The organism is Sandaracinus amylolyticus (genome assembly GCF_000737325.1).
In the GTDB taxonomy this organism is placed as follows: domain Bacteria; phylum Myxococcota_A; class Polyangia; order Polyangiales; family Sandaracinaceae; genus Sandaracinus; species Sandaracinus amylolyticus.
The window spans coordinates 2,126,846-2,141,320 of sequence record NZ_CP011125.1 but is presented as its reverse complement, the minus strand read 5'-3'; the positions used below and the strand labels follow the sequence as shown (position 1 = coordinate 2,141,320).

The following is a 14,475-nucleotide window of genomic DNA, read 5'->3' as shown; positions in this document are numbered from 1 at the left end:
CGGAAGTCAGCACGCGAGGTGCCAGATTCGATTCACGCCTTCTCGATCGCGCGGCGCAGCCCGGACTCGAACGCGCACGACGCATCGGCCCACGTATGAGAGTGCGCAGCGCGGTGTGCCGCCTCGCTCATGCGAGACCACTCGCGCTCTCGCATCGAGAGCACGTCGAGCGCGCGCATCGCGAGCGTCTCGGCGTCGTCGACGTCGACGAGATAGCCACTCTCGCCGGGCGTCACGAGATCGGGCGTCCCTCCGTAGCGCGTGGCGACGAGCGGCGTGCGACACGCCATCGCCTCGAGCGCGGGAAGGCCGAAGCCCTCGATGCGGCTCGACGACATCCACACGTCGGCGCTCGCGTAGAGCTCGGGGATGCGCGACTGCGGCGGGCGCAGCTCGAACGTCGACTCGGGCGGCAGCGGCTGGCTCGGCAGCTCGTGCTCTGCGCCGAACCCGATCACGGCGAGCTCCGGCACCTCACGACGCACGCGCGCGATCGCCTCGCGCGTGACGTCGAAGCCCTTCCAGTGCGAGGGCGAGTAGACGAACCCGAGCGTGGGGCGCGACTGCCTGCCGCGCGGCGGCGCGTCGAATTGCGATCCGTCGATCGCGTTGCGCGCGAGCGTGACGTCCTCGTCGCCCGAGACGCGCCGCACCACGTCCCCGAGGAAGCGCGAGATGACGATCTTGTGGTACGGCAGCGAGAGCGTGGCATCGACGTCGTCGCCCGGCTGACCTTCGATGAAGCGCTCCCACCCCTGGACGAAATAGGCCTTCGCGCCTTTGCGCCGCGGGAGATCGCGGATCCACTTCGCGGTCTCCCACCACGTCGCGACGATGACGTCGGCGTCGGGGAGATCGTGCTCGGTGATCGGACGGTGCTCGCGGAGCCGCGTCAGCGGCACGCCCTGCACGTCGAAGTGCGACTGCGTGCTCGGACGGCGCGGCCATGGATGGCGCTTCACGATCGCGCGCGCGTACTCGCGCATCGTCGGGCGGCGCGGCGCCGGAGCGACGACGCGGACCTCGTGGCCGCGCTCGCGCAGCCGGCGCGCGTGGATCGCGATGACTCGGCAGCCGCCCGACAGATCGGCCGCCGCGACGACGAACGTGATGCGCATGGATGTGTGCCTCGCGCCCGCGCGGCGTGCGCGCGGGACGAATCAGGAGGGAGGGACGAGGAGCCACGGCTCGAGCGCGTGTGGAGGGACGACGCTCGGGCTCGCGCCCGCGACAGGATCACGACGCGTGCCGGATCTCCGCATGAAATCCGCGCGATCCAGCGCGCCACAGCGCGCGCTCGCGCGACGCGTCAGCCGCGCCTCGATGGGCGCAGGTTGCCTCGGAGGGACGCCGTACGTGGTGTCGCGGAGCGCGCCAGTCGTCGCGCTCGCGTCTCACTCGGCAGGCGCGAGCGTGGTGCTCGCGGCCTCGCCGCGGCGCGAGCGCAACATGCGCGACATCGGCTTCCACGCGACCGGCGCCCAGCAGAGCGTGACGAGGATCGCCACGACCGCGGCCTCGATGCCCACCGGGATGCCCCACTCGCGCAGGCGCTCCGCGACCTGCCACACGACCACGCCGACGACGCCGACGACGAGCGTGAGCAGCGCGTCGAGCCCCTTCGCGTCGAGCCCGACGCGCGACACGCCCCAGAGCGAGATCGCGTAGCGGAAGAGCTCCGTGCCCGCGAACGCGACGAGCGCGCCGGGGAACCCCGCGATCGCGTAGCCCACGGGGATCAGCACGATCATCGCGAGGAGCTTCGCGAACGAGCCCGCGGCGACCCACTGCGGCTCTCCGCGCGCGAGCATCGCCGCGCCGTTCGTCGCTTCGCACACGAGGAACCACGACGACGCCGCGAGGATCTGGATCATCCATCCGGAGCCCCACCACGACTCCTCCCAGAGGAGGCGCATCGCAGTGGGACCGCCCGCGATGAGCCCGCAGAGCGCCCAGCCGCCGAGGATCTGGATCGGCAGGCGCGCGCGGCGGAACACCGGACGCAGATCGTCGCCCGCGTGGACCACGCGCGCGTAGAGCGGGAACACGACCTGACGCGAGACGTGCGAGAGCGCTTCCATCGGGAGCGACGCGAGCACGACCGCGTTGCCGTAGAGACCGAGCACCGCGAGCGGGATCATCGCGCCGAAGATCCAGCGATCCGCGTAGCCCGTGAGGAACGTGAGGAGCGTGCTGAGGAACACCCAGCGCCCGAAGCGCACGAGCTCCTTCGCGACGAGCGGATCCCAGCGCAGGCGGTTCACACGACCGGGCAGCGCGACGTGGCTGAGGATCATCTTCGCGAACTGGATCGCGAGGCCGCCCATCACGAGCGACCACACCGTCGGGCTGAGCCACGCCCACACGACCTTCACGACGAACCCCGCGACCTGCGAGCCGAGCTCGATCGCGGTGAGGCGACCGAGCACGAGCTCGCGGCTCGCGGTGTAGACCTTCGTCGAGGTGAAGCCGGTCGCGACCGCGGCGAGGCCGGCCACGGGGAGCACGTACACGAGCTCTTCGTGCCCCATCGCCATCGCGTAGGGCACGGCGCCGATGCAGACCGCGACCCAGAGCGTGAGCCCGCGGATCACCTGGATCGTCCACGCGACGTCGGTGAAGTCGGCGTCGGCGCCGCGCTTGTTCTGCACGATCGCCGGGCCGAGCCCGAGATCGCTCAGCAGCTCGAAGCCGATGACGAGTGGATTGACCAGCTCCATCAAGCCGCGGACCGCGGGCACGATGAAGTAGGAGATCAGCGGGTTCGAGATCAGCGCGAGCAAGCGCCCGCCGCCGTACCCGAGCACCGACAAGATCGCACCGCGGCGGGCACGTTGCCCGAGATCGGATCCCTCGGACGACGGCGTTTCGTTCGGAGCAGGTTCGTTCATTCGGACGCGCGACGCGTGCGCGCGGAAGGCGCGGCCGCACGTGGCTACGTACATGAGCACGCGTTCCCTGCACGCGAGCCCGTGTCGCGCGACGCGTCGTGCTCATGTGCCCGCGCGATGCGCGGAATCGTCGTGGGGATCGCCGCGATCGCGATCGCGGCCTGCAGTCATCGCGATCCATCGCCGCGGCCGCGTGCGCCGGTCGCCGTCCGTGAAGAGCGCGTGACGCCGCGCGACCACGCACCGCCGCCGGTGCACGCCGACACACCCGCACCGGCGCGCCGCGAGCTCGGACCGCTGCCGAGCGAGCTCGCCGCGCTGCGATGGCCCGAGCCGCCGCGCATCACGCGCACCGTCGGCGCACACGACGCGGCGTCGCTCCAGCGCGCCGTCGACGCGCCGGGCACGTGCGTGCGCGTCCACGGATCGATCCCGGACGCGATCGTGGTGCACGCGAGCGACGTCGAGATCCTGATGGACGACGGCGCGCGGCTCGGTCGCATCACGGTCGTGCCGGGCACGCAGCGCGTGCACCTGTCGGGCGGGACGATCGACGGCATCGAGCTCTCACCGCCGGCGCGGTGGGACCCCGAGCCGACGTACGACGAGGCGCTGATGATCAGCGACGTCCTCGTCGATCACGTGCGCGCCGAGGCGAGCGACAGCGCGTTCGTGATCCGCGGGCGTCGCGTGGCCATCGTCGACAGCGACGTGCGCGCCGAGCGCTACTCGCTCTGGGCGGGAGACACCGGCCCGCTCGACGGGGCGGATCTGATCGTCGCCGGCAACACGTTCCGCTCGGCGGGCCCGGAGGCGACGCTGCGCATCCACGACGTCGTGCGCAGCGTGGTCGTCGACAACGTGCTCTCGAACGGGCGCAAGCACGACTATCGCGTGCACGGTCGCTCGGATCTCGCGTACGCCGCGCGCAACGTGCTGCTGCGCACCGGGATCATGATCGGCAATCAGCCGGGCGACGCCGTGGGCACCGTCGTGCTCGAGCGCAACACGCTCCACCTCGAGGAGCCGAGCATGTTGGAGATCGACGAGGGCGCGATCCGCCGGCTCGTGCTGCGCGACAACGTCGTCTACACCGATCGGTGGGACACGTTCTATCCGTACCCGCGCGTGCGCGAGGGTTGGATCGTCGAGCACAACGAGCGTCATCCGTTCCGTCCCTACGTCGCGGAGCGCTGAGACGAACGAACGATCCCGGCGACGAGTCGCCGGGATCGTTCGTTCCGCGTGACGTCGATCAGAGCTCGCCGGCGCAGCAGCTCGTCTCGAACGAGCAGTCCGCGGTCTCCTGCGTGCAGCGGGTCGCGTCGCGGCCGTCGAAGCAGTTGCAGCTGGTGCCGGTCGCGTTGGTCCGGCAGCTCACGGAGCGAGTGAGATCGTCGACGGTGAGCGACGTGATGCACGCGGTCACTTCGCCGCCCGGCGCGGGATCACCGGGATCGGTCGGATCGCCGGGATCCGCGGGGTCGCCGGGATCGCTCGGCTCGCCCGCGTCTCCGTCGTCCGGAGGCGGCGGCTCGCCGACGCCCGCGTCGTCCTCGCGGTCGTCCGGACGGAGCTGCGACTCGATGCACGAGCGCAGCTGATCGCGGCAGAGATCGACCTCTTCGGACGAGCTCGCGCCGCGCACGCACGCGATGAACGGCCGGATGCAGCCGCGAACGCGCAGCTCGTCCGAGGTCGTCTCGAGATCGCTCGGTGCGCTCTGACAGCCCGCGAGGACTGCAAAGGCACTGACCGCGAGCGTGGTGGTGAATCGTCCAAAGGAAATCCGCATCGTCATCGTCCTCCCGGGCCGCGGCCTTCAGCAACGCGTGTACCGAGGTCGATCACGGGTCGGAGCAGCGCACGCTCCACCTGGCGCATCGCCGGCGTGCGATCGCAGGAGCGCCGAGGAACGTATGCGTTTCGCGCACTGCGAAGCGGCGCTCGACGCGCTCCTTCGCGCGAGGTGGGGTCGACCGTCGCCGTCGATGCGCGCGCGGAGTGCGCTCACCGAGAGCGCGCCGCGCTCTCCGCAACCGACTCCACGACTGCCTCGAAGAGTGTCAGTCCGACTGCGGATCGGGTCTCGCGAGCGACGCTATCGAGCGCGACAGTCGCGGCGCGTCCGACGCCGCGCGCCGGACGATCGCCGCGTCCCGAGCCTCACGGGACCATGATCACCTTGCCGACGTTCTTGCCGTGCTCGATGCGCGCGAAGGCGTCGGCGGCCTTCTCGAACGGATGCACCGAGTCGAGGTGCGGCTTCACGATGCCGCGCTCGTAGAGCCGCACCAGCTCGTCCATCTCGGGGCGGAGCATGTCGAGGCGATGCCAGAGGTGCCCGACGTTGAGCCCGGCGACGCCCTTGTTGTCGCCCATCATCTTCATCGGATCGAACTTCGGGATCTGCAGCACCTGCCCGAGCGCGTGCAGCAATCGACGCTTGCCCGGGACCTGCACGTTGGCCATCCCGAAGCACACCATCATCCCCGACTCGTTCAGCAGCGAATAGCCCTTCTTCCAGTCGGGCCCGCCGAGCGGATCGAACACGTAGTCGACGCCGCGCCCGCCCTGGATCCGTCGCACTTCCTCGACGTAGTCCTTGGTGCGGTAGTCGATCGGATGCTGGCACCCGTGGCTCCGCGCGTAGTCGTGCTTGCTCGCCGAGCACGTGCCGAAGGTGGTCAGTCCGTCGACGGTGCGACAGAGCTGCATCGCCGCAGTGCCGACTCCGCCGGCGACCATGTGCACGAGCACCGAGTCCCCGCTGCGCACCCGCGAGATGCGGAAGAGCATGTGATAGGCGGTCAGGTAGTTGACCGGGATCGCCGCGCCCTCTTCGAAGCTCATCGACTCCGGCATCGGCACGGCCTGGATCTCGGGCACGCACACGACGTCGGCGTGCGCGCCGAAGCGCTTCATGAAGACCACGCGTTGACCCACGCGCAGCGACGTCACGCCCGGCCCGAGCGCGTCGACGACGCCCGCCCCTTCGTAGCCGACCACGCAGGGTGGCTTCGGCGCGTCTGGATAGAGCCCCTGTCGCGCCGTGACCTCCGCGAAGTTGAGCCCCACCGCTTTCGCGCGGACGCGCACCTCGCCGGCCTGCGGCTCGGGGTCGGGCGTCTCGCGCACCTCGAGGACCTCCGGGCCCCCGTGCTTCCGGATCCACACCGCTCGCATGGAGGCCGGGACTACTGCGATGCTGACTGCACCGCAAGACGGGTTCATCCTTCTTCATCGAGGCCGCACCGATGCGAAATCATCGCGACAAGCAGCTCGATCGCACGCCCGATGCGCGCGACGGGCTCACCCGCATCGAGCGCGTCGTGCTCTGGCAGATCGCCGAGCTGCAGAAGGAGCGCGGCGGCCGAGACGTGCCCACGGCGATGCTCTACGGGCGCGTGGTCGAGCACGTCGACATCTCGGTCGACGAGCTCCAGCGCACACTGCAGCGCCTCGGAACGCTGAGGACGAAGTGAGCGCGAACGACGACGCGCTGGTGCGCGAGTGTCTGCGCGTCTATCGACGCTATGCCGTCGAGATCGTCGAGACGCTCGACTTCTGTCCGTACGCCGCGCGCTGTCGCGAAGAAGGACGCACCCGCGAGGTCGTGGTGCTCGCGCGCGAGCTCGATCTGGAGCGCGCGCTCGCCGAGGTCGCGCCGCTCGCCGCGGACACGCACGTCGAGGTCGCGCTGATGATCTGGCCGCGCGTGCGGTGCACGCGGCTCGACCTCGCGCGCTTCGTCGAGCGACTGCGCAGCGCACACCAGGCCGCGCCCGGCGGGCTCGTGATGGCGATGGAGGGGTTCCACCCCGACGCCGACGCGGACGTGCGCGCGCCCGAGCGCCTCGTACCGTTCGTGCGGCGCACTCCCGATCCGACGATCCAGCTGGTGCGCCACGCAGTGCTCGATCGCGTGCGACGCGCGACGCCGTCGGGGACCGCGTTCTTCGATCCGTCGCGGATGAGCTTCGAGGAGCTCTTGCGCTCGCCCGCGCCGCGTCCGATCCACGAGCGCATCGCGGAGGCGAACCACGCGACGGTGCAGCGGCTCACGATCGAGCGCGTGCGCGCGTCGATGGACGACATCCTGCGCGACCGCGACGCGGCGTACGCCGCGCTCGGCGAGCCTCCGCGGTCGACGGGCGAACCGCCGGGCGTGTAACATCACAGCCTGGATGACGACCCGTCCCGGCATCGAGTCACCGGGAGACCGCGCCGAGGAGGATCGCGGACGGAGCGGTCTGCGCCGTCACGCGAGCACGCGCCCGCTCGTCGGGTCGCCCTCGCTCGCGCCGGGGACCGTCGTCGCCGAGCGCTATCGCGTGCACGCGCTGATCGGCCAGGGCGGCATGGGCCACGTGTACCGCGCCGAGCAGATCGCGGTGCGTCGCGAGGTCGCGCTCAAGGTCATCCACGCGCCCGAGGGCGCGACCGAGGCGCGACTGCGCTTCGAGCGCGAGGCGCTCGCGGCGTCGCGCATCACGAGCCCGCACGTCGTCACGATCCACGACTTCGGCCACGGCGAGCACGGGCTGCTCTACCTCGCGATGGAGCTGCTCTCGGGCGAGAGCCTCGCGCAGCGCATCCTCCGCGTCGGCGCGCTCTCGGTGCACGAGTCGGTCGCGATCGCGCTGCAGATCGCGCGCGCGCTGCAGGTCGCGCACGCCGCCGGCGTGGTCCATCGCGACCTCAAGCCCGACAACATCTTCCTCGTCGCCGACGACACCGGCGCCGGTCACGTGAAGGTGCTCGACTTCGGCATCGCTCGGATCACGAGCGGTGATCTCGGCCCGAGCGAAGCGCACCTCACGAGCACCGATCTCGTCGTCGGCACGCCGCTCTACATGAGCCCGGAGGCGTGCCGTCGCGGTCCGATCAGCCCGGCCGCGGATCTCTACTCGCTCGGCGTGATCCTCTTCGAGACGATCACGGGCAAGACGCCGTTCGACGACCGCGAGCCGGTGCTCGTGATGAGCCGGCACCTCGAGATGCGCCCGCCGCGCATGCGCGACCGTCGTCCGGATCTCGACATCCCCGAAGTGCTCGACGAGCTCGTCGATCGCCTGCTGCGCAAGCGCCCCGAGGAGCGTCCGAAGAGCGCGGCGGAGCTCGCGATGTCGCTGCGCGAGATCGCGGGCGGTCGCACGCGCGTGAGCGCGCCTCCGCCGAGCGCGGTGCCGATCCGCGTCGAGCCGACGGTGGTCGAGCATCCGTCGAAGGGCGTGCGCATCTCGTCCGCGGCCACGTCGTGGATCGTCGCGGGCGTGCTCGCGTCGTGCGCGCTGCTCGCGGTGATCGTGTACCTCGCGCGCGCGCCGGAGCCCGAGATGGTGGTCGCGACGCTTCCGCCCGCGCCGCCCGAGCCGCTGCGCGCGCCGCCCCCACCGCCACCGGTGCCCACGCCGACGACGGTCGACGTGCGGCTCGACGTCACGCCCGAGGACGCGATCGTGCTCGTCGACGGCGCGGCGATCGAAGGCCGCGTGATCACGCTGCCCCGCGACGGAGCGTTGCACGTCGTCGAGCTCCGCGCGGACGGTCACGAGCCGCGCGCGCTCGAGGTGCGCGGCGACGTCGATCGGGTGATCACGGTCGAGCTCGCGGTGCTTCCCGAGCCCTCGCGCCGCCCGCGCGCGACGTCGCCGACGACGCGCAGGCCCGCACGGCCGAGCGCGCCGCGCGTGCGCGATCCGCTCGTGCGGCAGTGGTGATTCGATTGACCACGCGAGAGCGTGCCGGATAGGGTCGCTCTCGTGAGGCCCAGAGGCGTCGCGCTGCACGTCCTCGCGACGGCGACGTTGGTGATCGCGTCGGCGCTCGCGATCGGTCGCGCGAGCGCGCAGCCGGTCGAGGCCTCGGAAGCGCGCGCGCTCTTCGAGGAGGGCGTCGCGCTCTCGGATCGCGGCGACTACGAGTCCGCGGTCGATCGCTTCCAGCGCTCGCTCGCGCTCGTCGAGCGACCGAGCACGCTCTTCAACCTCGGGGTCGCGCTGCGCGAGCTGCGGCGCGACGAAGAGGCGATCGCCGCGCTCGAGCGCTTCCTCGAGATCGCCGATGCGTCGTTCGACGAGGTGCCGCGCACTCAGGCGCGCGCGTGGATCGAGTCGATGCGACGCGCGCTCGCGGAGCGCGGCGGGACGCTGGTGCTGGAGATCGATCCGCCCGACGCGCACGTGCGCGTCGACGGCTTCGACGTGACCGGCGAGAGCCCGATCGTGCTCGACGTCGCGTCGGGCACGCACCGCGTCGAGGTGAGCGCGGACGGCGTGGGGAGCGAGACCTTCGACGTGGTGCTCGCGGCCGGTGGTCGCGAGACACGTCGCGTCGCGCTGGGCCCGCGCTCGTCCCCCGGGCTCGATCTCGGGGAGCCTCACCGGCTCGCGGCGATCGTGACGACGAGCGCCGCGGCCGTCGTGCTCGGCGGCGCGATCGCGGCGACGGTCGTGCGCGAGGATCAGGTCGCGCGGTATCACGGCGAGTCGTGCGCGCCGACGACGTGGGGCACGCGCCGCGACGCTTGCCCCGAGCTGCGCGCGGACATCGACGTGAGCACCGGCGCCGCGATCGCGACGTGGACCACGGCGGGCGTCCTCGCAGGCACGGCGGTGATCCTGTGGCTGCTCGCGCCTGCAGTGTCGTCCGAAGCGCCGCCCGTCGCCGCGCTGTGCGCGCCCTCGTTCTCGACTTCGGAGATCACGATCACGTGCGCCGGTCGTCTCTGATCTTCGCGCTCGCGATGCTCGCGTGCACCACGCCGCGCGACGCGGATCGCCGTGACGGCTCGGTCGCGCTGATCGAGCACTGCACCGCGCAGGGCGCGGGCGCGACCGGCTTCGACGACGATCTCGACGGCGCGATCGACGAGGGCTGTGCGCTGGCCGTGGGCACGCCGATCCCGCTCTCCGAGGTGCACCGCACGGCCTCGCCGTTGCTCTCGCCGTGGCTCAGCCCCGACAAGCTGCGCCTCTACCTCGTGAGGTCCGACACCGGCGAGATCGTCGTCGCGCATCGGCGCAGCCGCGACTCGCGCTTCGGCGCGCCGGTGCTCGTCGCGCGATGGACCGACGTGCCGGTGGTCGCGGCGACGCTCGGCAGCGACGAGCTCGAGGTGATCGTCTCGACGCCGACCGCCGCGCTCGCGCGCGCGAGGCGCGCCTCGCGCGACGACGCGTTCGGTCCGCTCGAGCCGATCACGCTCACGGTCGCGCCGCCGCATCATCATCCGTCGATCTCGCGCGACGGTCGCGAGCTCTTCTTCGTCACCGGCGACGCGAGCGGGCTCTTCGTCGTGCAGCGCGCCGTGCGCAGCGCGCGCGGCGAGCCCTTCGGTCCCGCGGAGCTCGCGCTCGTCAGCGACGGCACGACGAACCAGCTCACGCCCTCGCTCTCCGACGACGGCCGCACGCTCTTCGTGTCGATGAACGGCGCGCTCGCGAGCGCGGATCGCCTCGCGAGCGGCACGTTCGCCGCGCCGGTGCTGCTCGGCGTGCTCGGCATCTTCCCTCACGTCGACGTGCGCACCCGCGAGCTGTTCTTCGTCACGCAGGGCGCGCAGTGGTCGCCGGTTCCCTCGGCGACCGTGTGGCGCGCGCCGATCTGTCGCGACGGTGCGTGCGCGCCGCGGACCATCGAGTGCGAGGGCGGCGCGCCGAGCCCCGACGGACAGCACTGCTACGTCGCGATCCGCACGCCGCTCTCGTGGGACGACGCGCGCGCCGACTGCGAAGCGCGCGGCGCGCACCTCGTGACGCTCGCCTCGGCCGACGAGGCCGCCGTCGCGATCTATCTGCAGGCGGGCGCGGTGCAGTGGACCGGAGGCTTCGACGCGCGCGAGGACGTGCCGGAGTGCAACCTCTCCGTCGCGCCGGCCGAAGGGTGCGCGTTCGCGTGGGTCGACGACGAGCCGTGGCTCCATGCGCCGTGGGCGATCGGTGAGCCCTCGAACACCGATGCGCTCGCGGTCGGCGCCGCGAACTGCGCCGCGCTCGGCGCCGACGGGACGATCGACGATCGCACGTGCGACACCGCGCTGCCCTTCGTGTGCGAGAGCGAGCGCGCGATCTCGTGGTGAGGGATCCGCGGCTCGTGTGCGCGTGACACACGACGCGAGCGCGTGTACCAGTCGCCGCCGTGAGGATTCGTCGGACGTGGATCGCGCTCGCGATGGCCGCGAGCATCGGGTGCGGAGAGAGCTCGCGCGACAGCGAGAGCGAGAGCGAGCAGGACGAGGCGCCGATCTGGATCGTCGCGCCGCATCCCGACGACGAAGCGCTCATGGCCGCGCACCTCATCGCGCGCGACGCGTCGCGCACGTTCGTGCACCTGATGACGAACGGCGATCTCGGATGCGAGCGCGACGGATGGCAGCGACAGCGCGAGACGCTCGCGGCGATGCGCGTGCTCGGTGTCGCGCCGGAGCGCGTCCGCTTCCTCTCGTACCCCGACGGATTCCTCGACGCGCTCGGCGTGGTCCCGCTCCCGCCGCGCGAGCGACGTCTGGAGGACGGCACGTGCGGCACCGGCGCGACGACCTACGCGCACGACGTGCACACCGCGCTCGAGGGCCGCCCCGGCGTGTACGTCGCGGAGAACGCGATCGGCGATCTCGCGACGCTCCTCGCGCGCGATCGCCCGAGCGACGTCTACGTCTCGCACCCGTTCGACGATCACCCCGATCACGCGACGACCTACGTCCTGCTCCGGCGCGCGATCGAGCGCGCGATGATCGACGCACCACCGCGCGTGCACCGCGCGCTCGTGCACGCCGGCGGTTGCTGGCCCAACGGCAGCGAGCCTCACGAGCCCTGCGGCCCTGCGGGCGAGTCGCGCGGCGCGCCCTACCCGCCGCTGCCCGGAACGCTCGCGCGCTACGTGCCGAGCGAGCGCATCCCGGTGCCCGACGGCGGCGCGCTCGCGCGACGCGCGATCGCCGAGTACCGCTCGCAGCTCCACGTCGACGTCGAGCACGACTGGCTCGGCGACTTCGCGCGCGGCGAGTCGATCTTCTGGGTCGAGTCGCTCGTGCGCGATCCGATGCACCCCGAGCGGCTCGTGCGCGAGCCCGCGGAGGGCGCGTCACCGCAGCGCGTGTCGTTCGACGCGCGCGTCGCGGCGGACGCCACCGCGACGGTGCGCCTCTCGTCGGGCCACGACGACGATGCGAGCTACACGCTCGAGATTGTCGGCGACCGCGAAGTCGCGGTGCGGTCCGGCGAGCGCGTGCTGCGACGCGTGCACATCCCCGACGATGCCGCACGGCACGCGGAGCACCGATGGGAGCTGCGCATCGATCCGCGTCCCGACGAGGGCCACGTGGTCGAGCTCGAGCTGCGTCGTGAAGGCGCGCTGCTCGCCGTCGTGATCGGCCCCGCGCCGTTCCGCCCGATCACCGGCACGCTCGCGCGCGGCGAGGTCGAGGGCGTCGCGATCGTGTCGGAGCCGCGCTGAGCACACACCTCGGCCGACCTGAACGTCGATCCCGTTCGCGACGTGCGATGGGCCCGCGGCGCGGCGGCCATGCACCACCGTGTCGCTGCGCGACGGCCAGCACAGTGGCCTCCTCCGACGCCGGATGCGGCCATCCGACACCAGCCAGCGCACGCCGAGCACGACCCCGTGGCGCGCCCGCGCATCACGGAACCCCGTGAAAACACGAGGAACTACAAACACTCACCGGTGCCCGGCGCAGCGCGCACGGTGTTTGCTCCGGAGCGCGTCGCGACGTGGGGGAGCGAGGATGCCGGAAGGACGCCCACGTCCGAGCGACCATCGACGATGCCCGAAGGAATCGGCGAGCAGAAACTAGCGAATGAGATGATCGGCGCGCCGTCCAACGCCGCACCTTCGAACCGACCCGCCGAGCCTTCGCCTGAAGAGCGGCGCACCCCCAGCGCCCGCGCTACAACCCCGCGCCGCGTGTGACCCACGTGAGCCGGTCCGACGGAGACAGGATGCCCTCGAAGAGGAATACGCTCGCGGAGCGAGCTCGTCCGCGTGCCTCGAGCCCAGGCCTCGCAGTGATCAGCAGCCAGGAGCTCGAAGAGATCGAGATGAGCGACGGCCCCGCGGCGAACGACGAGCTCGAGGCGTACGACGACGCCGAGCTCGATCTCGGTGCGCGTGAGCACGCCGAGCTCAGCGCGCGCGGATCGCACATGCGGCGCGTGCGTCGTCGCAAGTCGCGCCCCGCCGAGAGCGCGGTCGCGCCGCGCGGTGCGAGCCAGACGGGCAGTGCGAGCCAGGCCGAGAGCATCGCGTCGGACGCGGCGCTCACGAACGGACAGCTGACGTGGCGCCTCGGTGTCGCCGTCGCGGTGATCGCGGCGTTCGTCGCCGTCCTCGCGCACGGTGCGGCCTCGGTGCTGCTCGCGCCTGGCGCGTCGGCGCTGGCGATCGTGCTCACCGTGTCGGGCGCGGTGGCGACCTGGTACTTCGCGATGACCGTGTGGCACGCGCTGCGGTACCGCGCGACGCCGTCGTTCTCGGACGCGGCGCTGCCGCGCCTCACCGTGATCGTGCCCGCGTACAACGAGGGCGCGGCGGTGCGTGTGGCGCTCGAGTCGGCGCTCGCGAACGACTACCCCGCGGACAAGCTGCAGATCATCGCGATCGACGACGGGTCGAAGGACGACACGTGGTCGCACATCGAGGCGGTCGCGGCGGCGCACCCGGGCCGCGTGCTCGCGATCAAGCAGCCGAAGAACGCGGGCAAGCGCGAGGCGCTCGTCACCGGCTTCGCGCGCGCCGACGGCGATCTCGTCGTCACCGTCGACTCGGACTCGAAGCTCGAGCGCACGGCGCTGCGCGCGATCGTGGCGCCGATGATGGCGGACCCCGAGGTCGCGGCGGTCGCGGGCCGCGTGCTCGTGCTGAACCGCGAGGACAACCTGCTGACGCGCCTGCTCTCGGCGCGCTTCTTCATCACGTTCGATCTCGCGCGCGCCGCGCAGTCGGCGTACGGCGCGGTGCTCTGCACGCCGGGCGCGCTCAGCGCGTACCGCATGGACGCCGTGCGCAAGGTCGTGGAGCGCTGGTCGGCGCAGACCTTCATGGGTCAGCCGTGCACCATCGCGGAGGATCGCGCGCTCACCACGTGGCTGCTGCGCGAGGGCTATCGCTCGGTCTACCAGCGCACCGCGGTGGTCGAGACGATCATGCCGACGGACCTCAAGCGCATGGCGCGCATGCTGATCCGCTGGGAGCGCGGCAACATCCGCGAGGACATCGTGATGCTGCCGGTGCTCGCGACGCGCTGGCGCTCGCGCGACCAGTGGTGGCCGACGTTCGAGATCGTGTTCGAGCTGGTGCAGTACCCGCTCGCGTACATCGGCCTCACGCTGCTCGCGGCGCGCGTGATCGCGCAGCCCGAGGCGCTGCTGACGATCGCCGGCGTCGTGCTGCTCGGCGCGGTCGTGCAGACGCTCTACACGCTCCGCAGCCGTCGTGGCGCGGACTTCTTCTTCGGCGTGGGCTACGCGCTCTTCGCGTTCGTCGGCTTGTGGTGGGTCTTCCCGTACTCGCTCGTGACGGTGCGCGACGGCCGCTGGCTGACGCGCTGAGACGTTCCTCGATC

At 71.8% G+C, this 14,475-nt stretch carries 12 protein-coding genes; 8 read left to right on the top strand and 4 right to left on the bottom strand.

The features are described from left to right. Window positions 1-32: 32 nt before the first annotated feature. A complete protein-coding gene (locus tag DB32_RS09000; protein WP_053232008.1) occupies window positions 33-1,118 on the bottom strand; it encodes a glycosyltransferase family 4 protein in 1,086 nt (361 codons plus the stop codon). 276 nt (window positions 1,119-1,394) lie between these two features. Beyond that, the gene (locus tag DB32_RS08995; protein ID WP_053232007.1) at window positions 1,395-2,813 is read right to left on the bottom strand and encodes an oligosaccharide flippase family protein; all 1,419 of its coding nucleotides are present in this window, start codon (window positions 2,811-2,813) and stop codon (window positions 1,395-1,397) included. Between the two features lie 195 nt (window positions 2,814-3,008). On the opposite strand from DB32_RS08995, the gene DB32_RS08990 reads away from it, so the two are divergent. Further along, window positions 3,009-4,088 carry a hypothetical protein gene (locus DB32_RS08990; RefSeq protein ID WP_053232006.1) on the top strand — a complete coding sequence of 360 codons (1,080 nt, stop codon included), beginning with the start codon at window positions 3,009-3,011 and terminating at the stop codon, window positions 4,086-4,088. Window positions 4,089-4,146: 58 nt separating this feature from the next. Here DB32_RS08990 and DB32_RS08985 read toward each other — a convergent pair whose 3' ends face one another. Next, window positions 4,147-4,686 carry a hypothetical protein gene (locus tag DB32_RS08985; protein ID WP_157068876.1) on the bottom strand — a complete coding sequence of 180 codons (540 nt, stop codon included), beginning with the start codon at window positions 4,684-4,686 and terminating at the stop codon, window positions 4,147-4,149. A gap of 371 nt (window positions 4,687-5,057) precedes the next feature. After that, window positions 5,058-6,077 (bottom strand): synaptic vesicle VAT-1 family membrane protein, encoded by a 1,020-nt coding sequence (locus tag DB32_RS08980; protein WP_053232004.1) that lies wholly within the window; start codon window positions 6,075-6,077, stop codon window positions 5,058-5,060. Between the two features lie 71 nt (window positions 6,078-6,148). Here DB32_RS08980 and DB32_RS08975 point away from each other — a divergent pair, with 71 nt between their 5' ends. The 7 genes from DB32_RS08975 (at window position 6,149) to DB32_RS08945 (ending at window position 14,461) form a co-directional block, all read left to right on the top strand. Then, window positions 6,149-6,376, top strand: a complete 228-nt coding sequence (locus DB32_RS08975; RefSeq protein WP_053232003.1) for a hypothetical protein — start codon at window positions 6,149-6,151, stop codon at window positions 6,374-6,376. Continuing rightward, on the top strand, window positions 6,373-7,065 hold the full coding sequence (locus DB32_RS08970; RefSeq protein WP_053232002.1) for a DUF1415 family protein: 693 nt from the start codon (window positions 6,373-6,375) through the stop codon (window positions 7,063-7,065). The genes DB32_RS08975 and DB32_RS08970 overlap by 4 nt, the downstream gene beginning before the upstream one ends. Window positions 7,066-7,078: 13 nt before the next feature. Continuing rightward, entirely contained in the window at window positions 7,079-8,614 is a 1,536-nt protein-coding gene (locus DB32_RS08965; RefSeq protein WP_053232001.1) for a serine/threonine-protein kinase, read from the top strand. 42 nt (window positions 8,615-8,656) lie between these two features. Further along, a complete protein-coding gene (locus DB32_RS08960) occupies window positions 8,657-9,625 on the top strand; it encodes a tetratricopeptide repeat protein (protein ID WP_053232000.1) in 969 nt (322 codons plus the stop codon). Next, window positions 9,607-10,974 (top strand): C-type lectin domain-containing protein, encoded by a 1,368-nt coding sequence (locus DB32_RS08955; protein WP_157068875.1) that lies wholly within the window; start codon window positions 9,607-9,609, stop codon window positions 10,972-10,974. Before DB32_RS08960 ends, DB32_RS08955 begins: the two co-directional genes overlap by 19 nt. Window positions 10,975-11,033: 59 nt before the next feature. After that, entirely contained in the window at window positions 11,034-12,350 is a 1,317-nt protein-coding gene (locus DB32_RS08950) for a PIG-L family deacetylase (RefSeq protein ID WP_157068874.1), read from the top strand. Between the two features lie 569 nt (window positions 12,351-12,919). After that, on the top strand, window positions 12,920-14,461 hold the full coding sequence (locus DB32_RS08945) for a glycosyltransferase family 2 protein (RefSeq protein WP_053231997.1): 1,542 nt from the start codon (window positions 12,920-12,922) through the stop codon (window positions 14,459-14,461). Window positions 14,462-14,475 lie beyond the last annotated feature (14 nt).

Coding starts and splice junctions, on each gene's coding strand:
- DB32_RS09000 (WP_053232008.1), bottom strand. CDS start 1,118: ATGCGCATCACGTTCGTCGTCGCGGCGGCCGATCTGTCGGGCGGCTGC.
- DB32_RS08975 (WP_053232003.1), top strand. CDS start 6,149: ATGCGAAATCATCGCGACAAGCAGCTCGATCGCACGCCCGATGCGCGC.
- DB32_RS08980 (WP_053232004.1), bottom strand. CDS start 6,077: ATGCGAGCGGTGTGGATCCGGAAGCACGGGGGCCCGGAGGTCCTCGAG.
- DB32_RS08990 (WP_053232006.1), top strand. CDS start 3,009: ATGCGCGGAATCGTCGTGGGGATCGCCGCGATCGCGATCGCGGCCTGC.
- DB32_RS08965 (WP_053232001.1), top strand. CDS start 7,079: ATGACGACCCGTCCCGGCATCGAGTCACCGGGAGACCGCGCCGAGGAG.
- DB32_RS08985 (WP_157068876.1), bottom strand. CDS start 4,686: ATGCGGATTTCCTTTGGACGATTCACCACCACGCTCGCGGTCAGTGCC.